The following is a 21,253-nucleotide window of genomic DNA, read 5'->3' as shown; positions in this document are numbered from 1 at the left end:
TAAAACGAGTATACTACATATTCAGGACTCTTAAACCAACAGAAATAGTAAGCGAGGATTTAGTTTTTTTAATTCCTCTACTTTCATCGGATAAATAATCAGAATAAATCTTAGCTGCGATTCTAACACAATCTTTAGCGTATGTCACTCTAATAGTTCTAGTCAATAAATCTGCTGAGCCTTTTGAAAGATCAATACGTCCACCAATTCCAACAGACCAATTATCTGTCAATTGGTAATTGACATTTCCGTAAAATTGTCTTGCTCGATTACTTGAAAGCTGCATATCTTCTGCTCTATAATACTTTTTAAGATTTGTAAGCTGAATAAGACTCCCGGTTAAACTTATTCTACCATAATATAAATTAGCTCCTACCTCATCACGTATAGGCTTAAAATATCTATTTTTTCGAAAATCATAAAATAATTCTAAATTATCATAAATATTTCCTGAAATTTTACCAATATTTTCAGTATCACTTGCTTTCTGATATACACTATATCTAGTATTAAGAGACTGACCTAAAAATAATCTTAAATAATTTTGTTCTTTAGCAAAACTAGCGTTTAAACCATAATTTAATCTATTACCGAAATCATGGCAATCAATACCGCTATAACGATTGGATAAGAAAAGATTTTTTCCTGATAGCTCATATTTCATAGGGTCAATTATAACAAACTTCATATCTTTACTGGATAATTTACGCCCTATAGTAAAAGAAACTATCGGCTCAATAAGTACATTTATTGTTTTTGTTATAGCACCTGCGAATGGGTAACGCCATAAAGTTTGAAATTCCGGTATATTACGTTGAAGCGATTTAGCTGCTCTTGTTCTCTCAAAATAAGCCTGTTTTGTTATATAAAAATCTCCTCTATCCCGAGCAACAAACTCAAAAATTTGTCCCGAAGAAGTCATAAGATTATGAATATAAGATAATTGTAGAGAAGTTCTAGTAAGCTGCTTTCCTATCCTTTCTTTATACATTAAAGTGTTATTTTCGATAACGATATGCCTACTTTCGTCATCATTTAGACTTATTACATTTTTTGTAGTGATTTTTGGTAATACTAGTGGATAGTTAGATCTGCTATCATTACTACCTAACCCTTGCGAAGTTAAAGCTTCTATCTGAAAATAATCCGCCTTGTGAATCTTATTTAAAAATACCCTAGAAGTTAGGTATGAAGCATAGTTATTATAATAATTTTTTAAATAAGCTTTATCAGACGTACGCTCTGCTTTAAAACCATAATTATAAACTTTATCACTACTATAAAAATTACCATTTACAATATAATGATAGGAAGAGATTTTTTTATCCTTTATTTTATCTCCGTTTTTTTCCAAAAGGTAAGGTAGTCTACCATAACTACCATCAAAACTTATATTATCGGTATTATTTGGTCTATAACGCCCTTCTAGCTGAAAAATTGGGTCTTTATTAAAAACTCTTGGAGTTAATGTAAAATCCATATTAGGCTTTGCCCGTAAATATATAGGCACTCCAAATCTTCCATTCTTCACATCTGGCACTAGTAGCCCTGAGGAAGCAGGAGCTGACGGAGTTGGATGGAAAAAATATGGCAAGTAAAAAACTGGTATACCATATACCTCGAAAAATACATTTTTATAAACTATTTTATGCTCTGCAGAATGAATATCAGTATTTTTAGCAGAAATTTGCCAGAGGGGATTTCCACTACAAGTAACTTCGCAGGGAGTAAACTTAGCATAATGAAGCCGTATATTATTTTCATCTATTCTTTCAGCGAGCTTAGCAACTAAAAGGCTATTATTATTAAAAAGCATAATAAATTTAGACACTACACCTTGTTTAAATTCATTTTTTAAGATTGCCTTATCACCTAATGTAATTCTATTGTCTTTATCTTTAACTCTTACATTACCCTCTACCCATAAAATATCATTATTTACGTCATAAAGTAAATTATCTGCTGTTAGCAAATGCTCATCCGTAAGAATTTTTAGATTACCTTTAGCATATATTAATCCCTTATTTTCATTATATTCTACAAAATCAGCAATTAAATTATTAATTTTAACGCCGCTGCTTTTTGTCAAGCTATTTGCGAAACTAAACAAAGGAGATATTACGATAATAAATAGAAATATTACCCGTAGCATTTATCATTAACCAAATATTTAAATAGTAGGAAATAATAGCAAGCTATTATTAATATAGCAAATAATAAAAATTTTGCTTGCTCTTTTGAGTATTGGAGGGTTATTCTATTGGGATGATAAACGTCATTGCGAGGAGCGAAGCCTTGCTGCAATCTCGTATAAACCTCCCGAGATTGCTTCGTCGAAACTTGCAGTTTCTTCTCGCAATGACGAATAAGCCAAAAACAAAATACCCAAATGCTAGATAATTTTACTTCCAGTCAAACTACTAAAGAATTTTCCGTTAGTGAAATTTCTAATAAAATTAAAGAATTATTAGAAAATAATTTTGGTTATATTAAAGTAAAAGGCGAGATTTCTGGCTTAAAAATAGCTAGTTCAGGGCATGCTTATTTTAACTTAAAAGAAAACACTGCAATTTTAGCTTGCACTTGCTGGCGTCCTATTCTTGCTAAAATCAAGTTTCCGTTAAATGACGGGATGGAAGTAGTAATTAGCGGCAAGCTTTCGAGTTATGCCGGCAATTCGCGTTATCAGCTATCAGTCGAGAATTTACAGCCCGCAGGACTCGGAGCTATGATACAAATTCTAAACGAACGTAAAGCACGTTTAGAAAAAGAGGGATTATTTAACAAAATACGTAAACCTATACCATTTTTACCTAGTAAAATAGGCGTTATAACTTCAATAACTGGTGCTGTTATACAAGATATCATTCATCGAATCCATGAACGTTTTCCAACTCATGTAATAATATGGCCCGTTAGTGTACAAGGCGAGAATTCTGGTAATGAGATTGCTGAAGCCATAGATGGTTTTAACAAGCTAGAAGAAGCAAATAAGCCGGACGTTATAATAGTTGCAAGAGGCGGTGGTTCTATCGAAGACCTTTGGTCGTTTAATGATGAAGTACTAGTGCGTGCTACTTACAACTCCAAAATCCCTATTATCTCAGCTGTAGGTCACGAAGTAGATTATACTTTGATAGATTTAGCAGCCGATAAAAGAGCCCCTACCCCAACTGCTGCCGCTGAATTTGCTGTACCTGTGCGGTCTATTTTAAATAGCACCCTGCAATCTTATGAAAAAGTATTAGTAACTAATACCAAGCAGTTAGTTAAAAATCATGAACAAGCTATTACAAATTATGATAAAATAAATAGGTATCTTGCTCATTATATGAATCATAAACAACAATTACTCGATGAAACGGGATTTAACCTATTAGACTCCTTACCATGCCTAATTAGTCTAAAAGAAACAAAGCTTAAATCATTTTCAAAAGAAAGAATCCATCCTCATAAAATCATTACTTATAAGACACTCGAATTAACACATAAAGCCGCTTATATCATAAAATCGGCAAATAATACTTTGAAAAATTTTGAGTATAAATTAGAATTAAATAGTCTGTTACTATTAAGCTTAGACTATCATAATGTACTAAAACGTGGCTTTGCTATAGTTAAAGGGGAATCAGGTAATTTTGTATCTTCTAAAACTACTACTGAAAAAGTTTTAAATATACAATTTTTTGATGGAAATATTAAAGCAGTTCGTGATTAATTTTATTTTAAGGTGTGTGAAGAAATGAAAATTTTCAAACTTTTTATTTTTATACTAATTATTTTAAAAAGTTTTTATTCCTTAAGCAATTCAATATCTAAACAAGAAGCAGCTTTAGAATGCGAGAACTTACCTGATAAAAAAACTTTAACAACTGCATGGTATATAAATGAGCCTTACCAATACTGGATGGTTACTTCAAACGGTACTGCTAATGTTTCTGGTATGGATATTGAATTAATTAATGCTCTTGCTGCAAAAATAGGTATTAATATCGAGTATCACCAAGATAATTGGTATCAAGATCAGTTAGATATTCAAAGCGGTGCTGCTGACATGACTGCAGGTGCTACTTATACTGATGAGAGAAATAATTATGCTTATTTTTCAAAGCCATATCGCATGGAAGAATTCTCTTTATTTATTATCGAACAATTAGCTAAAAAACTAAGTTTTCAAAATAGTGATGAATTAATGGCACAAATACGCTTATTTAATCTTCAGATTGGAATAGTAAAAGGTACAATATATGGAGAACAAAAATTCACAGATTTTTTATTTGATGATAAAAACCAAGATATAATTAAAATATATCAAAATAATGTAGAATTAATAAATGGGATGGTAAAAAAAGAGATTGATGGTTTTATTAGTGATAAAATAGTCGGTTCAGTGAATATTTTAAGCAAACCTACAGATAGAAAAATAGTAGAAGTTCCTTTAAATATTAAAACCCCGTTACATTTGATGTTCAGTAAAAAAACCGTATCTTTAAATGTAGTTGAACAATTTAATTTTGCTATAGATGATTTTCTTGCAAGTAACGAATATAAAAAAATTGTTAAAACTTACATTTATCATATTTTACTGCCGAAATCTATCGACTCACATTGGTGTCATATAATAGGATTACTTGGCAGCATTGCTTTTGCTTTTTCGGGAATTATTCTAGGTATAAAAAATAATAGTACCTTATTCGGTACGTTTTTATTGGCAATATTGCCATCTGTTAGCAGCTGTATAATGCTTGATCTAATAATAAATCACGATACAGGACATTTAAATCTATATTTCACCCCATCTTATTTTTATTATATATTTACAGTGGTGCTACTTGGTTTTATCGCTGTCAAACTATTTAGTTATTATAATAAACAAATTACCGAAGATAGTTATTTAGAAAATTCTTTAAACAATACGATAGCAGTTTGTGATGCATTCGGACAATCGGCTTTTATAATTATCGGTGTTGCAATGGTTATTATTCAGAAAATTGAACCTTTAAATTTTTGGGGTCCATTATTCGCATTCCTTACTTCTAACGGTGGAATTATAATTAGAGATTTTATTATTGGAGAAAATTCTGTAAAAAGAGTACCAAAAGGTCTTAGTATTGAAATAACACTAATATGGGCTTTAGTCTTTAGTATATTGTTAGATATGTATGGTGCTAATCCAAATTACGATACGATAAAATATTCTATGATCATAATAATTGTCAGTGCATTTATTACCCATCTTTTACTTTATCATTTTGGTTTCCGTGAGTGGAGATTCCGCAATAAGGAAGTAATAACTAACGAAGCAGAAAGTGGTGCAGAAAAATAAAATAGACTTCTTACATAACTTATTTTATAAAGAAAAATTAGGTTTTGCACGAGAGGTTTAATGAAAATTGCTACTTGGAATATTAATTCCATAAAAATGCGAATTAATATATTGCGTGATTTTTTAGCAAACGAAAATCCTGATATTTTATTACTACAAGAATTAAAATGCGAGAGTGATAAATTCCCTTTCGAGGAGTTATCTGACCTACCTTATAATTTTTATGTTCATGGGCAGAAATCATATAACGGCGTTGCTATTCTTTCAAAATTTCCTGCTGATGAAATAGTTAAGGATTTTCCAAATAATCACTGTTCTGATCAAGCAAGATTTATAGAAGCAAGAATATTATTACCTATCGGATTTTGTAATATCATTTCTTTATATGCTCCTAACGGTTCAATGGTGGGTAGCGATAAATTTACGGCAAAACTAGCATTCTATGATAGTTTTTTTAATTATCTATCAAGCAAAAAATCTTTTGATGAAAAAACCATTATAGGTGGTGATTTTAATATTGCACCTTTTGATATTGATGTATATTCACCTACAGCACTTGCAAATACTACCTGCTTTACAGAAATTGAACAAAAGAAAATGCGGACTATTTTAAATTCTGGATTTGAAGATTATTATAGGTTCTTACATCCCAAAAAACAAGAATTTTCATGGTGGGACTATAGAGCTGGATGTTTTGAACAAAATAAAGGTATGAGAATAGATATGATCCTTGGTAGCAATAATAGCATTGACTACCTGGAAAATTGCTATATGGATTATAATTTAAGAACTAAGGAAAAACCCTCCGATCATATACCGGTAATTGCTAATTTTAAGTCATCTTAAAATCGTCATTGCGAGCGACTGTAAAGGAGCACGGCAATCTCATGAAGTAGTATAAAATTCCTGAGATTGCCGCGTCGAAACTACGTTTCTCCTCGCAATGACGAAAAAATAAATAAAACTATATAACTTAAATATGCTTCCATCAATTGCTAAACATGCAGCGAGTCATCAAATCCATCCTCTCAAAAAGCATGGGCAGAATTTTATTTTTGATAGTAGCTTATGTGATAAGATCGTGCGAGCTAGTGGACTTGAAGAAAATAGTAACGTTCTAGAAATAGGTCCTGGTACAGGCGGACTTACTAGGTCAATATTACATAAAAATCCAAAACTTTTAACAGTTATTGAAACAGATGAAAGATGCATACCTTTACTTAACGAGATTAAGCAATATCACCCTAATCTAAATATAATCAAACAGGACGCTCTTAAACTTAAATTAAGCGATTTAAATAATAATAAGATAACTATCATTTCTAATCTACCCTATCATATAGGAACTGAACTAGTAATCAGATGGTTAAAAGAAGCAAGCCTTGTTACTAGCATGACATTGATGTTGCAAAAAGAGGTAGTAGAGCGGATTTGTGCTAAACCCTCAACTAAAGCATATGGCAGGTTATCGGTAATATGCAGCTTAATTGCAACAGTAGAAAAATGCTTTGATGTAGCACCTACAGCTTTCTACCCGCCCCCTAAAGTATATTCAACAATAGTTAAGTTGACTCCTTTAGAAAATATTCCCAACAGTGATTTAATAAGTAAAGTTGAATTGATAACTAAAATGGCTTTTGCAGGACGCCGAAAAATGATTAAATCATCGCTAAAAAACCTTGCCCCTAACATATCTGAACTTTTAGCTAAGCTAGATATAAGCGATAATTGCCGAGCAGAAAACCTTACCCCTAACGATTATTTATCATTGGCTAGTTTGATATAATTAAGGCTCAGATGTCATTCCTGCATAGGCGGGAATGACAGACTCCTTACCCAATCCACACAACAACATCTATAATTAATGATATATTTGCTACAATATAAATTTGCTTACATAAAAATTTTCAAAGGTTTGGTGTAATTTAGCTTGAAAGCTGTTATAGCTTTGTTATAATCAACTTTACAAAACAAAAAAGGTTTATAAAATGAAAAATTTATTGAAAATTCTATTAATTCTAGCTTTTTCAGCACAAGTATTTGCTTCTTCAACAACAACTCAACAAATGCCTGATCCGGCTTCTGTTACTATAGATTCTATTAAAGCAATGGATCCTACTGCTGTAAATGGTTGGTTAGCAAGCTTAACAGCTGATCAATATGGTAAGTTACCATCAGATGTACAAAACTGGATGAATACCGGTTTAACAATGGATCAATATAATATGCTAAAACCTGAAGTTCAAGCATTAGTAACAAAGCCTGCTTCTATGTAATTGATAATTCTTTTAGATTTATTAAAGTTAAATTTTAGGTAGGTTTAGAGTGGTTTTATATTTACTCTAAACCTATTTTTATACTTTCTTCTCCAAAAACTTCCGCAAACAAAAATACAAAAAATAATAAAAAATTCTTATATTTTACTGTAAAAAGAAGTAATATCATCTATTTTGATATTTCTTGAGTTCTGTGATCATTGTACGGCTCTACAAAAGCATTCAATATCATTCCCACTTAAGGCTTGTTTGCGTGGATTATTTCTCTCTTTCACCCCGTGGCGCCTTTGTTGCGTAGATCGAAAAACGCTCTCGGTGTCATACCGTGGCTTGTCCACGGTATCCAGAAAAAATAATAAAAAATGCTATAAGTTAGCATTTTTTAACTGGATTGCTTCGTCAATTACTTTGTAATTTCCTCGCAATGACGGAAAAAAGCGACTCATACAACAAAGTTACAACTTATAACTAATATTTAATAATATAATTTTATGAGACTATTTATTACTGTAATAATCATGGAAATTTTAGCCGGAGCAGAAGTAGATTTGTTTGTTCCAAGTTTCCCAGATATACAAGACACGTTTAACCTCTCACCCTTTATGACAGAGTTACTACTTGGGGTAAATCTAACTGCTTATTGTATTACCTCGCTTATAGTTGGTAATTTAGGGGACAGATACGGACGCAAACCAATAATCATACTTGGATTACTAATTTTTAATCTTGGCAGTTTATTTTGTGTATTTTCCAATAATTATGAAAGCATATTATTTGGCAGATTCTTGCAAGGTGCTGGAATATCAGCTGTTGCTGTTTTAGTATATGTAGTACTTGCTGATATTTATTCAGTACAGGAACAACAAAAATTAATGGGGATTCTAAATGGCACTATTTCACTTTCTATGGCAACCGCTCCTGTTATAGGTAGCTATGTTGATTTATTTTGGGGGTGGCGTGCTAATTTTGTTTTATTATTTATTTTAGGGCTTATTAGCTTAGTTCTTGCAATATTTTTTATTCCAAAAGGACAAGCTAATAGTAAAGTACAAATTTCCTTAAAAGAATATTATCCTATTTTCAAATCACCAAAAGCCATATATTATATACTTACCATGATGTTTCTTGCACAAGGATATTGGATATTTATTGGAATTGCCCCTATTTTATATATGCAAGATTTAGGAGTTAGTTTAGAATATTTTGGGTTATATCAAGGATCGATTGCAGCTTTATTTTCAATTATGAGCTTTACTAGCGGCTATTGCTTTAAAAAATTTGGTGTTAAACACTGCTTTTACTTTGGCATTATGTGTGTAGTATTGTTTTTACTTGGAAGTATTACATTAGCTATATTTAACATAAACGATCCATTAATAATAACAGCTGTGACGCTTTTATTATCGCTTGGCGTAATATATACTATTAATATATTTATGGCCAATGCTGCTAGAAGCAATCCCTGACGGTAAAGCCCGTATGACTGCTATTTTTACCTCGGCTAGATTAATTATAACTGCTGTAGGATTACAATTAGTGGGTTGGTTATATAATGGTACTTTTGCTCCTCTTGGAATCACCATATGTGTTATCACAGCATTCGGTTTAATAACGTTACCTAAATTATTTAAATATGATAAAATCTTTGAGATTTCTAATGTTGGGTAGATGATATAATCGTCATTGCGAGGAGCGTAGCGACGAAGCAATCTCATGAAGTAGTATAAGCTTCCTGAGATTGCCGCGTCGAATTACTCTGTAATTCTCCTCGCAATGACAAAATAACAAAAATGATTAATAATAACTTTATCTTTACAGTAGCTTTTAGATATTTCAAAGCTAAAAAAAATGAAAAATTTGTTTCTATTATTTCAGGCTTTTCTCTGCTTGGAGTAATGATCGGCGTTGCGGCATTAATAGTCGTTATGTCGGTGATGAATGGCTTTCATACAGAACTAACTAAAAATATTATCGGTTTAAACGGCGATATAGTCATAAGCCCGCAAACTAGCAGTATTGATAATTACGAAGAAATTAAAGCTAAATTATTGCAGCAAAATTACGTAAAACATGTAAATATTATTGCTAATGGTCAAGCTTTAGCACTAGGCAAAAATAATAATAGCGGTGCTATTATTAAAGGTATTGATTTAAATGATTTAAAATTAAAAAATGAAATCTTTAAAAATGTTAATTTTGGTAGTTTTGATAATTTCCACGGTAAGAATGTAATAGCACTTGGACAAGGTTTAGCTGCTAATTTAGGTGTAACAGTTAACGATAAAGTTAAATTAATCTCACCGAATTCCATTTCCACCGCTTTTGGCAGTGTACCAAGATCAAAAGAATTTAAAGTTATAGCGATTTTTAATAGCGGTATGTATGATTATGATTCAGCAACCATATTAATGCCACTTGAAGCAGCACAAAATTTTCTATCTCTTGGAAATAATATAAACTTAATTGAAGTTAATACCCTGCATCCTGATAAGGCTCTTGCATATTCACATAAAGTGCAGCTATTACTAGGTACAAGTTTACAAATATTTAGCTGGCAAACTTTGAATTCACAATTTTTAAGTGCTTTGGCTGTTGAGCGTACAGCCATGTTTACTATCCTTTCTTTAATCATTACAGTTGCTGCCTTTAATATTATCTCAAGCTTATTTATGCTAGTGAAAGATAAAACTTCCGATATAGCAATTTTAAGAACAATGGGAGCAAGCACAAATCAGATAATGCTAATTTTTATCTATAATGGCATGTTTATTGGTTTGCTTGGTACTATACTTGGTTTAATTCTTGGTATTACTTTTTCTTATAATATCGGGACTATCAAAAACTTTTTAGAAAATATAACCGGTACTAAGATTTTTGAAGCAGCAGTTTATTTTCTTTATAGCCTACCATCAGAAGTAAGAAGTCAGGATATTATCTTAATCGCTTCTTTATCTATAATATTATGCTTCTTAGCAACAATTTATCCCTCTTACAAAGCTTCAAAATTAAATCCTGTGGATGCCTTAAGATATGAGTAATAAAATCCTAACTTTAAAAAATGTCTCTAAACATTATAGGCAAGGCAACTCTATTATCAGAGTATTAGACGACCTTAATTTAGATATTAACGAGGGCGAGCTAATTGCTGTAATTGGCTCTTCAGGTAGTGGTAAATCGACTTTACTACATATTGCAGGCTTGCTTGATAAACCAACTAACGGCGAAGTTATTATTGCAAATAACGAGTATAAAACAAACCATCTAATCCGTCTTAATTATTTGGGTTTCATTTATCAGCAACATCATTTATTAAAAGATTTTACTGCAATTGAAAACGTTATTATGCCTCGTCTTATTAATGGCTCTAACCAAAAAGAAGCAATAGAAGCAGCAAAAAATATATTGAATAGTTTGGGTCTTGGCAAAAAGCTACATAATATGCCAGGTGAATTATCAGGAGGGGAGCAGCAACGTGTCGCAATAGCACGCAGCTTAATTAATAAGCCAAAAATTATCTTAGCAGACGAGCCTACAGGCAATTTAGACCCTAAAACTACCAATGAAGTATTTAACTTATTTTTAAAAGTAGCCAAGGAACAAAATACAGCTATTGTAATGGTAACGCATAATCATGAATTAGCACATAGAATGGATAAATTATACAAGTTAAAGCATGGAGCATTAAATATGTCTTGACCCAACTCCTTAAAATAAGGATAATAATAATTAACTCTTTTATTAACAAAGGTTAATGATGGCTGAACCTATCATATTTACTCTTTTACTTGGTGGTAATAATCAAATATTAGAAAAAATATCAAAAGAAACAGTTCTAGACCCACCAACAATTGTCTCACTTCAGACTAATAAAGAATCAAGCATACCAGATAAAGATCGTATTTTTGCAGAAATACTTAAAGAATCTAGAGAACAAAATAAAAGCCCTATTTTTAATGTTCAGCTCAGTAACAATAACACAGCCCCTATTTTTAAATTGCAAGATTTAATCAATCTACAAAATTTAAATATAAAAAGTACTATTACTTTCGAGCATTATAATTCACTAGCAGAAAATCCTGCATTAGCAGCATATTGGAAAGAACTTTTTACAAAAACCAGCCATGTATTTTTTGCAAATGAGCAAGATAAGGAGCTTGCTATAAATGAAAATACAATAAATAGAGGTAAAGCTACTACTATTACAGATATAGATTCCGTGTTATCAGTTTTTAACAACCTTGCTGATGATAAAAAAGTTAATAAATTACTTTCCGGTGCTATACCTGACAAAGCAGAATTAGACAAGCTGATAAAAACAACTAAAAATCAAGGAGGAAGAGTAATTGTAAAAACTTGGCCCTTATCCTTAGATCAAGCAGCAAATCTTATAACGGCTAAATTTGGTATTACTTCTGAAGATCAAATTTATGGTCTTAAACTTGAAATTACCGAAATTTTAAAAGATCCAAATAATGCTGCTGAAAATTTAAAAAAATACGTATCTCAAATATCACGGCAATTTCAAAAAGATTTAGGAAAATCCGAAGTAAATCCTATAGATTTTAATTTCGATAGAGAGCAAATTATGAAAAATATTCCTGATAATACAAAAAAAGAACCGACCATATCATATGAAACTAAACAGCCAGAACAGCCAAGTTTTTTTAGAAGAGTCTTTAACTATTTTAAAAGTGTAATAACTAGTTACTTTGGTACAAAAGAAGAAGCTCAACCCCCTCAACCACAACCTACGACAAAAACAGAAGCAGAGTTAATTAAATTACCAAAGGAGCAAATACAAGAAAAAACTACGCCAACTTTAGCGGCAACACAGCAACAAGCTGCACAACAAATTAATGCTAATTCCTCACAAAAAGATTGAAAAAAAGTTGGTATGACAGAGCAAGCTTATAAAGCAATGATATCAGATAACGCTCCTGCAAATCCTCCTAACATGAGTAATAGTTTCAATATAAACGATTTTAAATATGAAATATCTGAAGAAAATATTAGAAATGTAAAAAATAAAGATTATTGGTATACTGAAAATGAGATTACGCATCTTTTAACAGCACAACTAGATGAAAAAAAGTTTTCAGTGCAACCAGCTATAACTTTTCGTAATACAGTTATAACAGAAGAAATGCTTAAAGATTATACAGCAAAAGGCGAAGAGAAGAATGAAATTTTAGCTGAGGTTCAAGACACAATAAAGATTGCTAATCTTATTCCCGATAAAACAGAACGAACTCAAATATTAGGTGATGCTAAGAAGAGGGAAGAAATACTCAAACTTTCAGATGCAGAACGTGAAAAGCTAAAAAATGATTTAATCAGAGGAGGAGAAGCTCAACAACAAATTAATGAAGATATTTTAAATAGAGCCACTAAAGATATAAAAGATAATGGAAAAGAAGCTGCTGTTATCCCTGTTGAGATGGGTTATGGTCATTGGACAGTTTTAGTAGCTAAATATAACAAAAAAGATAACCAAATAATATTAACTTTTAACGATTCACTAGGTAACTCTATTAATTATGACGGTCAGAAATTACCAAAATTAATAGATAAAACTTTAAGAAATCTTCCTAATAAGCCGATTATAATTGATGAGCAGACGAAGCAACAAACCGATCAATCAGCTTGTGGTGTTTTTACTGTAGATAATGGTATCAAGATTGCTAAAGGGCAAGAAATACTTTCCACAGAACAATCTAAAGGCGAAAAAGGACTAAGATTAAGATAACACCACGCCCAGATATTAACTGACGCTATGTTTAAACAAGATGCTCAATGGCTCGGGCAACAGATAAAAACAAATAATAACGTATCGAATACTACATTCCAAGATATGATTAAGAGCCAAAAAACAAGAGACTCATCTATACGACGTTGATTATAATCATTTGATTATTTAGACGAAGTATTAAAGATACCAACGCAGGGAAGCATATTAATCTCTAAAAGAAAATCAATCAATTTATCAAAAGGAGGAACAGTTATGGCAAACCCAGATAAAAAATCACAAGAGCATACACAAAAAACTAATTCTAATCCTTTACAAGAACCTTGGAAAGAAATTGGAATGACTGAACAAGATTATAAAGCCATGATGTCATCTGATAATCATGCAAGACATGCTGAGGCTAATTCCTCAAAAAATAAACCTTGGGAACAAGTCGGAATGACAGAGCAAGACTATAAAGCCATGATGTCAGATAATAATCCTAGAACACAAACTGTTTCTACATATCAAAATCAACCTACACGACATACTACTAATAACTCCCCACAAAAAGATTGGGAAAAAATAGGAATGACAGAGCAAGACTATAAAGCCATGATGTCAGACAGTAATCCTAGAACACAAACTGCTTCTACATATCAAACTCAATCAGTAAAACCTACTACTACTCAAGTAAAAAATGATATAACTAACATAAAAAATCCTACTTATTTATATAATGAAGATGATATAAAAAATATTAGAAGCAAATATAGATAAGAATAAATTTTCGATATTTCATCATGCTTCTTTAGAAGAGCCAGAATTATTAAAATCTACTCTAAGTGCTGCAACAGAAAATTTAATTTTAGATAACAAACCAGCAATTATACCTCTTAATACAGGACACGAACATTGGTTAATTTTAGTTGCTAAACAAGATGAAAAAGATAATGTAAAATTTATTTATAATGATCCTAACGGTAACCCAATAGGAGATCGCCCAAAAGTAACACAATATATTAATGAAGTTTATCCTAATGCAAAAATAGAAGACTTAAAAACTCGCCAACAGGAAAATAAATATGATTGTGGAGTTTTCATATGTGATAGTGCTATTAAATTGGCTAATAATAAACCAATTCTTACAACTGTAGAAGCCGCAAATAAAGGACAAGAACTTCGAAATCAACATGCAAATATGTTAATGAATAAACAACCTAATAAATTTCAAGATCTTGTTGCTAGTCAAAGAGTAACTGATCCATCTAGAGGACGTTGATTATAATTTTGAAAGCTAAAACTTTACCACCAATTTTTCAAATAAAATAAGCATGCAAAAAAGATTAGGCAAAATGCTTAATTCCTAATATAATTACTTATAGTTAATTTTATAATTTAACATCAAATGACCACTATATTTGTGATCATTATTATAATAATGATCGCCTTATCTGCATTATTTGCTGCTACCGAAACTGCTATTACTGCTTCTTCCCCTGGGAAGATTCATAAACTTAAGATTGCTGGCGACAAGCGTGCTAAGACTGTTTTACAGGTTTTGAAGAAAAAAGAAAAAGTAATTGGAACTTTGCTAATCGGTAATAGTTTAATCAACACTGTTTGTACTACTATTGCGACTACTTTATTTATCAGCTTTCTTGGTGATAATGGTCCTTTGGTTGCTTCTGCCGTCATGGCTTTTATAATTATTGTTTTTGCTGAAGTAGTACCTAAAGCCATAGCTGTTGCCAAAGCTGAGCAATTAGCTCTTAAAATGGCTTCAACAATTGTAATTTTTCTAAAGCTTTTTAAACCTATTAATATTGCTCTTGATTACATTACAAGGATATTTTGTTTCATATTCCGCATTAATTTAAATCCTCAAATATCCGGTACTGAGGAAGTTAGAGGCGTAATTGAGCATTACCATCAAGAGGGCGGCGTATATAAAACCGATCGTAATATGCTTGGCGGAATTTTAGATATACGTAATATGACGGTATCGGAAATTATGACTCATAGGAGTAATATTATAGCTATTAATATTGATCTACCTAGCGAGGTAATAATTAAAACCTTGTTATCAAGTTCTCATACACGTATACCTTTATGGAAAGATAATCGAGATAATATAATCGGTATTTTAAATTTAAAAGATTTGCTGAAATCGCTTTATGAACATAATAACGATCAAAAGAAGATTAATATTAATGAGCTTTTAACACCTCCATGGTTTATTCCCGAAAATGCACTTGTTGTAGATCAGCTAAATGCTTTCAGAGAGCGTAATAACCATTTTGCTTGTGTTGTCGATGAATATGGGGATTTGCAAGGCATCATTACTCTTGAAGATGTTATAGAGGAAATAGTTGGTCCTATCACTGATGAACATGATAGGCATAGTGATGAAATTATTAAAAAATCTGATACTGAATATGTTATAAAAGGTACCACGACTATTAGAGATGTTAATCGAGAACTTGATTGGAACTTACCGGATGATGATGCAAATACTATAGCAGGGTTAATAATCCATAAAATTGCTAGAATTCCAAATCGAGGCGAAGTAATTGAGTTATTTAACTTCAAAATAATAATTTTAAAGAAAATCGCTAATAAAATCGATAGCTTAAGAATTATCATATTACCTACCATAGAGGAAATATCAGACAGTGAGTGAAATTGGTAATTTTTTCCTCATTGCTATTATGTGCTTAAGTGGCTTGTCACTTGTCATTCGTCATTGCGAGCGACTAAAAGGAGCGTGGCAATCTCAGAAAACTTTACGAGATTGCCGCGTCGATGCTTTGCCTATCCTCGCAATGACGTTGCGGTATGACATTTGTTTCTACACCGCTATCTTATGCACCCTGCTCGCTTTCTGTACCTTGGTGTATGCTTTTATTGTTTCTGACTTTTCTTTGCAAAATGTTTTCTTAAACTCCAGTACATTAAAGCCGTTAATATATAAAATAGCCGGTAGTTGGTCGAGCCATGAGGGTTCAATATTATTATGGTTTACTTTATTACAAATTGTTAGTTGCTGTTATATCTTCCTAATTAAAAACCAAGAAGATAAAAAATTACCTATTATTATCCTGTCAGTTATACAACTACTTTTTAGCAGCTTTATTTATTTCACTTCTAATCCGTTTAATACATTTTCCTTTACTCCTAAGGAAGGACTGGGGCTAAACCCGATGCTGCAAGATATCGCTCTAAGCATCCACCCTCCTCTACTTTATTTAGGTTATGTCAGCTACGTAGTACCATTTACTATTGTTTGTGCAATGTTAGTGTCATCCCGCTCCTCTATGTCATTCCCGCGAAAGCGGGAATCCAGTTCTTTTGCAAATTATTTACTGGATTCCCGCTTTCGCGGGAATGACATAAGCCTCCTTAAAACATTCTCCAATATCGGTATTTTATTTACCACAATCGGCATAGCTCTTGGTTCATGGTGGGCGTATAGAGAACTCGGTTGGGGAGGATTCTGGTTCTTCGATCCTGTTGAAAATATTTCGCTATTTCCATGGCTATCCGGAATCATGCTGCACCATTCTATAATAGTCATGACAAGAACCGGAAATATGCAAAACTGGACGTCGATTTTGTCAATTGTTACTTTTTTATTAGTAATATTCAGTACTTTTTTAGTCCGATCTGGTTTTATTACCTCAATCCACTCTTTTGCATTCTCACCTGAGCGAGGTATATATTTACTTGTTATATTTTTGATTATGGGTATTGGTGCTTTGGGGTTGTATGCTATGCCGTCATTGCGAGGAGGTGCATTAGCATTGACGAAGCAATCTCAGGAGGTTGTCCGAGATTGCCACAGCCACTATTGTGGCTTCGCAATGACGGGTATAACCATCGGTAACACTCTTTTCTTTCTAAGCCTTATCGTATTAATATCCGCCACACTTTATCCTTTAGCTTATTCTTTATTTGACGATAAACCTATTATTATCGATGAGAGATTCTTTATTAATAATTTTCTTATTTTCGTTATACCTATTCTTTTCACTATCGGATTATTTACTACTAAAAGCTCAATTAAGAAACATATTATTATCCTAATATTATCTTTAATAATAACATATCTAATATCGCTTAGGGTAAATTTTAGGGTCATATCTGTTTTAACTACGATCGCCTCTATCTTCTTAATGCTACATAACATTTTATATTTTATAGTCAAAACCAATTATTTTAGACAATCTTTAAAAGCAAGTACTGCTAGCATGATCCTTGGGCATTTCGGCTTTGCACTGATCGCTTTTAGTATTACTATGAATGCATTATTGCAAAGTGAAATGGACTTTACCGGCAGCGTTGGCACAAGTACAAAATTTAATGAGTTTAAAGTAACTTTGCAAAATGTTAAGTTCGCCCAAGGCAAAAATTACTATAGGCAAATCGCTGAATTTTGGCTTGAGGATAACAACCATAACATAACCATATTAAAACCAGAAAATAGGCTTTATATAGTCGAGAAAGGCTTGTCACAAGAAAGCGATATATATTCTTATTTACTATATGATCTTTACGCTGTCTTAAGCAATATAGACGGCGATATAATTCATGCTAAAATATATTATAAACCGATGATGAGCTTTATCTGGCTCGGAGTATTCATTACTGTTAGCGGTTTCTTGATTGGATTGCTTAGAAAAAAAGAAGAAAAAAATTTCAAATAATCTTTTATCCTTTTACATATTTATATGATATAATATAAGTTTAACGTAACAGATTATATATGTCTAACAACGCCAGTTTAGGATAAGAGTGTAAGGAATAAAGATAATAAAGCAGGGTATTTACAAGAGAGGAGTGTTGAGTTACATAGATTTTGAATCAAAAAAATATGCACTCAACAATGAAAAGATGTATCATAACTCTATTTTGTATAATAGATAATTATTGTAAAGTTTACGAAGAATGGGAAGAAAGCAAATTAATACCCAGCGTTAGGAAGCGTAGGAGATCAGGGAGTTTAAGGCTTTCAGAACTATATAACTATAGTATTATATTTTTATATATCTCCATGCAAAGATTTTAAGAATTATTATTTATATCATCTATCATGTAAATATAGAGGATATTTTAGTCTTCCTAGTTACAGTCGGATAATCCAGTTGTGGCCAAGATTAGTATTACCTTTAACTATAATGTTACAATTATTTACAGGAGATGAGACTGGTATATATTTTGTTGATTCAACCAAATTATCGATATGTCATGCAAAACGTACAAATAATAATAAAGTGTTTAGTGGCATTGCTAAAATAGGTATGAGTAGTTACGGATGGTTTATGGGATTTAAATTACATATTGTAATTAATAATAAAGGTCAGATTATGGCAATTAAAATAACAAAGGGTAATGCTAGTGATTTATCTGCTGTAGACTCAATTACCAAAGGATTATGGGGTAAATTATTTGGAGACAAGGCTTATATTTCTAAGGAAATGTCCGCTAAATTATTTAGTCGTGGGCTACGGTTATTTACTGGGATTCGCAAGGATATGAAAAATCATTTATTAGATATAGAAGATAAAATACTCTTAAAAAGCAGATCAATAATTGAATCAGTATTTAATGTACTAAAAAACAGCATGAACCTTGAACATTCAAGACATCGCTCCCCTATTAATTTCTTAGTTCATATACTTTCTTGCGTAAATGCTTTTAATTTCAATAAATCTAAAAAATTTCTAACACTACTTGCTTATCCTCAGACCTCCTTATCCTAAACTGGCGTTAATACAGATACTATTCTTAACGTTGGTCAAGGCGTTAACTTATATGCTACTGAAATTACCATTGCAGGTGTTAACACTGGTTCATTTAACTTTAATGGTGGCGGAACAAGTATAGTAAGCGGTACTGTTGGTACAGATGCTAATAAATTTAACAATATAACATTAACTAATAATACTACTGTTAAATTCACAGATGATGTTATTTCTAATGGTGCTACTACAATCGGTGGTAATTCTACCTTACAAATTGCCAATGATTATATTGCAGATTCTATCCAAGCTAATGCTGCGGGTGATACAGGTACATTACAATTTGTTAATACTAAGGATATTCTTGTAACGTTAAAAGGTAATCCTAATCCTGATAACGCTTTAGCAGCATTATAAGTTTCAGGTAGTGCTGATGTAGCTATAGATGGTATCGTAAATGTTAACGGTGAAATTAGTCTTGGTGCAAATGTTTTAGGATTTACAAATGGTACTTCGACATGGGGAGATAATACGACTATTTCTACTACTTTGACATCAGATGAAGTTATGGGTAATATCGTTATCAGTGGTGGAGCAGACGTTAAGGTTGCAGGATTGAAAACCATTAAGGTACAAGATAATGCGAGTATAGACTTTATCGGTACAAGAGCCTATACTTTAATCCAAGGTGATATTAGTGCTGATAATGATGACATTGATCCTAACGTAGTTGGAACTAATCGTTATGTAATTTATGGTTTAAGCGGTAATAATGAAACATTAGTAACACGTACCATTGATATCGATAATATAGAAAATATACTTAATAATGATATTAGCGGTAATGGTAATCCAGTTATACGTCATAACCTTGTAACATTCTTAAATCCAAATAATACTGGTAATGCTGAACAAGCATATAACAATATCCTTTTAGCACAGAATACTAATGATGCAGCTACGTCGTTTGCTGCTACTCTTACCGATACAAGTACATCTGTTAATAATATAAATATAAATGTAGCGAAAGAAGAGCAGGGTTTAATTGGTTATAGAGTAGATGAGCTTAGATATCTTTGTACTCCTGAAAGCGATAAAATGGCATCAAGTGAAGGCGGTGTTGCTGCGGGTGATGAACCTATTGACAATGTAGCTTATGGTGTATGGTTTAAACCTTTATATGTAGATACGCATCAAAGCGAGAAAGGTGGTGTAGCAGGTTACAAAGCTAGAACTGTTGGTACTGTAATCGGTTTAGATACTCTAGCTAATGATAATTTAATGATAGGTGCTGCTATTGGTCTTGCTAAAACTGATGTAAAACACCAAAATTATAAAAGAGGTGACAAAACCACTATTGATAGCTTATCATTCTCTCTATATGGTGCACAGCAACTTGTTGCTAATTTCTTCATCCATGGTAATGCAATATTCAGCGTAAACCAAGTAAAGAACAGAAGCCAGCGTTATGTATTCGATAAGAACGGAAATAGAAGTACCCAAATTGCTTCTGCTAATTATAGCAATATGACCTTTGGTGGTAATTTTATGGTAGGTTATGATGCTAGTTTAATGGATGGTTACTCCAATGGCAGGTCTTAGTTACTTAAAATCATCAGATGAAAGCTATAAAGAAAGCGGTACAACATTTGCAAACAGACAAGTTTATAGTAAGTTTAGCGATAGAACTGATTTCATAGGCGGTGCTAAATTAATGGGTTACACCATGAATCTAGCCGATCTTATAGTATATCCAGAAGCTCACGCTTTTGTGATTCAGAAAATAGGTGGTAGATTATCTAAAACACAGTATCAGTTAGAAGGACAAGTAAATCCATATATTACTCCATCAGATAAAACAGCCAGAACAACTTACAATCTAGGTTTAAGTGGAACAATAAGACCAGATACTAAAATGGAATACGGAATCGGTTACGATTTAAACATTGCAAAAAAGTTTATTTCGCACCAAGGTACTCTTAAAGTCCGCCTAAACTTCTAGTATACCTTTGATACTTCAAGATTTGAAAGCCAAATTTCGGGATTCGCCTGTGCTCACATACTATTTGTACGCCTAGCTTAGCTCACCACTTATTTGACTTCCAACTCTTAAAGTATCTGCGGTATACGTAGATACAACTTCAAAAATTGGCTACATCGTCTTAATATATTTTTTAGAAAAAGT

General features: G+C 32.0%; 16 protein-coding genes and 2 pseudogenes. 17 read left to right on the top strand and 1 reads right to left on the bottom strand.

What is annotated here, in order from left to right:
• Positions 1–13: 13 nt before the first annotated feature.
• Positions 14–2,152 (bottom strand): LPS-assembly protein LptD, encoded by a 2,139-nt coding sequence (locus AAGD54_RS01300; RefSeq protein WP_341794811.1) that lies wholly within the window; start codon positions 2,150–2,152, stop codon positions 14–16.
• 237 nt (positions 2,153–2,389) lie between these two features.
• On the opposite strand from AAGD54_RS01300, the gene xseA reads away from it, so the two are divergent.
• From xseA to AAGD54_RS01220, 17 genes and pseudogenes are all read left to right on the top strand, one after another.
• Positions 2,390–3,718, top strand: a complete 1,329-nt coding sequence (gene xseA / locus AAGD54_RS01295) for an exodeoxyribonuclease VII large subunit (protein ID WP_341794810.1) — start codon at positions 2,390–2,392, stop codon at positions 3,716–3,718.
• A 24-nt stretch (positions 3,719–3,742) separates the two neighbouring features.
• Entirely contained in the window at positions 3,743–5,326 is a 1,584-nt protein-coding gene (locus AAGD54_RS01290) for a transporter substrate-binding domain-containing protein (protein WP_341788767.1), read from the top strand.
• 60 nt (positions 5,327–5,386) lie between these two features.
• Positions 5,387–6,172 (top strand): exodeoxyribonuclease III, encoded by a 786-nt coding sequence (xth, locus tag AAGD54_RS01285; protein ID WP_341788766.1) that lies wholly within the window; start codon positions 5,387–5,389, stop codon positions 6,170–6,172.
• Positions 6,173–6,305: 133 nt separating this feature from the next.
• On the top strand, positions 6,306–7,112 hold the full coding sequence (gene rsmA / locus AAGD54_RS01280; RefSeq protein WP_341788765.1) for a 16S rRNA (adenine(1518)-N(6)/adenine(1519)-N(6))-dimethyltransferase RsmA: 807 nt from the start codon (positions 6,306–6,308) through the stop codon (positions 7,110–7,112).
• Between the two features lie 202 nt (positions 7,113–7,314).
• Positions 7,315–7,602 (top strand): DUF2673 domain-containing protein, encoded by a 288-nt coding sequence (locus AAGD54_RS01275; RefSeq protein ID WP_341794809.1) that lies wholly within the window; start codon positions 7,315–7,317, stop codon positions 7,600–7,602.
• A gap of 491 nt (positions 7,603–8,093) precedes the next feature.
• Positions 8,094–9,270: pseudogene (locus AAGD54_RS01270) on the top strand (multidrug effflux MFS transporter).
• A 122-nt stretch (positions 9,271–9,392) separates the two neighbouring features.
• Positions 9,393–10,640, top strand: a complete 1,248-nt coding sequence (locus tag AAGD54_RS01265) for a lipoprotein-releasing ABC transporter permease subunit (RefSeq protein ID WP_341788762.1) — start codon at positions 9,393–9,395, stop codon at positions 10,638–10,640.
• Positions 10,633–11,298: an ABC transporter ATP-binding protein gene (locus AAGD54_RS01260; protein ID WP_016948604.1), complete on the top strand. Its 666-nt coding sequence runs from the start codon at positions 10,633–10,635 to the stop codon at positions 11,296–11,298. Before AAGD54_RS01265 ends, AAGD54_RS01260 begins: the two co-directional genes overlap by 8 nt.
• Before the next feature lie 55 nt (positions 11,299–11,353).
• A complete protein-coding gene (locus AAGD54_RS01255) occupies positions 11,354–12,484 on the top strand; it encodes a hypothetical protein (RefSeq protein WP_341794808.1) in 1,131 nt (376 codons plus the stop codon).
• A 12-nt stretch (positions 12,485–12,496) separates the two neighbouring features.
• Positions 12,497–13,348: a hypothetical protein gene (locus tag AAGD54_RS01250; RefSeq protein WP_341794807.1), complete on the top strand. Its 852-nt coding sequence runs from the start codon at positions 12,497–12,499 to the stop codon at positions 13,346–13,348.
• 255 nt (positions 13,349–13,603) lie between these two features.
• Positions 13,604–14,107 (top strand): hypothetical protein, encoded by a 504-nt coding sequence (locus tag AAGD54_RS01245; RefSeq protein ID WP_341794806.1) that lies wholly within the window; start codon positions 13,604–13,606, stop codon positions 14,105–14,107.
• Positions 14,085–14,609 carry a Ulp1 family isopeptidase gene (locus tag AAGD54_RS01240; RefSeq protein WP_341795152.1) on the top strand — a complete coding sequence of 175 codons (525 nt, stop codon included), beginning with the start codon at positions 14,085–14,087 and terminating at the stop codon, positions 14,607–14,609. The genes AAGD54_RS01245 and AAGD54_RS01240 overlap by 23 nt, the downstream gene beginning before the upstream one ends.
• A 126-nt stretch (positions 14,610–14,735) precedes the next feature.
• Complete coding sequence (locus AAGD54_RS01235) at positions 14,736–16,010, top strand: HlyC/CorC family transporter (RefSeq protein ID WP_341794805.1); 1,275 nt, start codon at positions 14,736–14,738, stop codon at positions 16,008–16,010.
• A gap of 142 nt (positions 16,011–16,152) precedes the next feature.
• Entirely contained in the window at positions 16,153–18,033 is a 1,881-nt protein-coding gene (locus AAGD54_RS01230; protein WP_410526055.1) for a heme lyase CcmF/NrfE family subunit, read from the top strand.
• A 315-nt stretch (positions 18,034–18,348) separates the two neighbouring features.
• Entirely contained in the window at positions 18,349–19,089 is a 741-nt protein-coding gene (locus AAGD54_RS01225) for an IS982 family transposase (protein ID WP_341795150.1), read from the top strand.
• Between the two features lie 21 nt (positions 19,090–19,110).
• Complete coding sequence (locus tag AAGD54_RS09425; protein ID WP_410526054.1) at positions 19,111–19,485, top strand: hypothetical protein; 375 nt, start codon at positions 19,111–19,113, stop codon at positions 19,483–19,485.
• A 30-nt stretch (positions 19,486–19,515) separates the two neighbouring features.
• Positions 19,516–21,070, top strand: a pseudogene (locus AAGD54_RS01220) (autotransporter outer membrane beta-barrel domain-containing protein); the annotation flags it as partial.
• Positions 21,071–21,253: the final 183 nt, after the last annotated feature.

It is taken from the genome of Rickettsia endosymbiont of Rhinocyllus conicus, from assembly GCF_964026465.1.
Taxonomy (GTDB): Bacteria; Pseudomonadota; Alphaproteobacteria; order Rickettsiales; family Rickettsiaceae; genus Rickettsia.
Note: the sequence above shows the minus strand (reverse complement) of the source record. Positions and strands in the feature narration are given on the sequence as shown.

Bases quoted from the DNA above. Each gene is read 5' to 3' on its own strand.
- AAGD54_RS01300 (WP_341794811.1), bottom strand. From the start codon at position 2,152: ATGCTACGGGTAATATTTCTATTTATTATCGTAATATCTCCTTTGTTT.
- xseA (WP_341794810.1), top strand. From the start codon at position 2,390: ATGCTAGATAATTTTACTTCCAGTCAAACTACTAAAGAATTTTCCGTT.
- AAGD54_RS01290 (WP_341788767.1), top strand. From the start codon at position 3,743: ATGAAAATTTTCAAACTTTTTATTTTTATACTAATTATTTTAAAAAGT.
- xth (WP_341788766.1), top strand. From the start codon at position 5,387: ATGAAAATTGCTACTTGGAATATTAATTCCATAAAAATGCGAATTAAT.
- rsmA (WP_341788765.1), top strand. From the start codon at position 6,306: ATGCTTCCATCAATTGCTAAACATGCAGCGAGTCATCAAATCCATCCT.
- AAGD54_RS01275 (WP_341794809.1), top strand. From the start codon at position 7,315: ATGAAAAATTTATTGAAAATTCTATTAATTCTAGCTTTTTCAGCACAA.
- AAGD54_RS01265 (WP_341788762.1), top strand. From the start codon at position 9,393: ATGATTAATAATAACTTTATCTTTACAGTAGCTTTTAGATATTTCAAA.
- AAGD54_RS01260 (WP_016948604.1), top strand. From the start codon at position 10,633: ATGAGTAATAAAATCCTAACTTTAAAAAATGTCTCTAAACATTATAGG.
- AAGD54_RS01255 (WP_341794808.1), top strand. From the start codon at position 11,354: ATGATGGCTGAACCTATCATATTTACTCTTTTACTTGGTGGTAATAAT.
- AAGD54_RS01250 (WP_341794807.1), top strand. From the start codon at position 12,497: ATGACAGAGCAAGCTTATAAAGCAATGATATCAGATAACGCTCCTGCA.
- AAGD54_RS01245 (WP_341794806.1), top strand. From the start codon at position 13,604: ATGGCAAACCCAGATAAAAAATCACAAGAGCATACACAAAAAACTAAT.
- AAGD54_RS01235 (WP_341794805.1), top strand. From the start codon at position 14,736: ATGACCACTATATTTGTGATCATTATTATAATAATGATCGCCTTATCT.
- AAGD54_RS01230 (WP_410526055.1), top strand. From the start codon at position 16,153: ATGACGTTGCGGTATGACATTTGTTTCTACACCGCTATCTTATGCACC.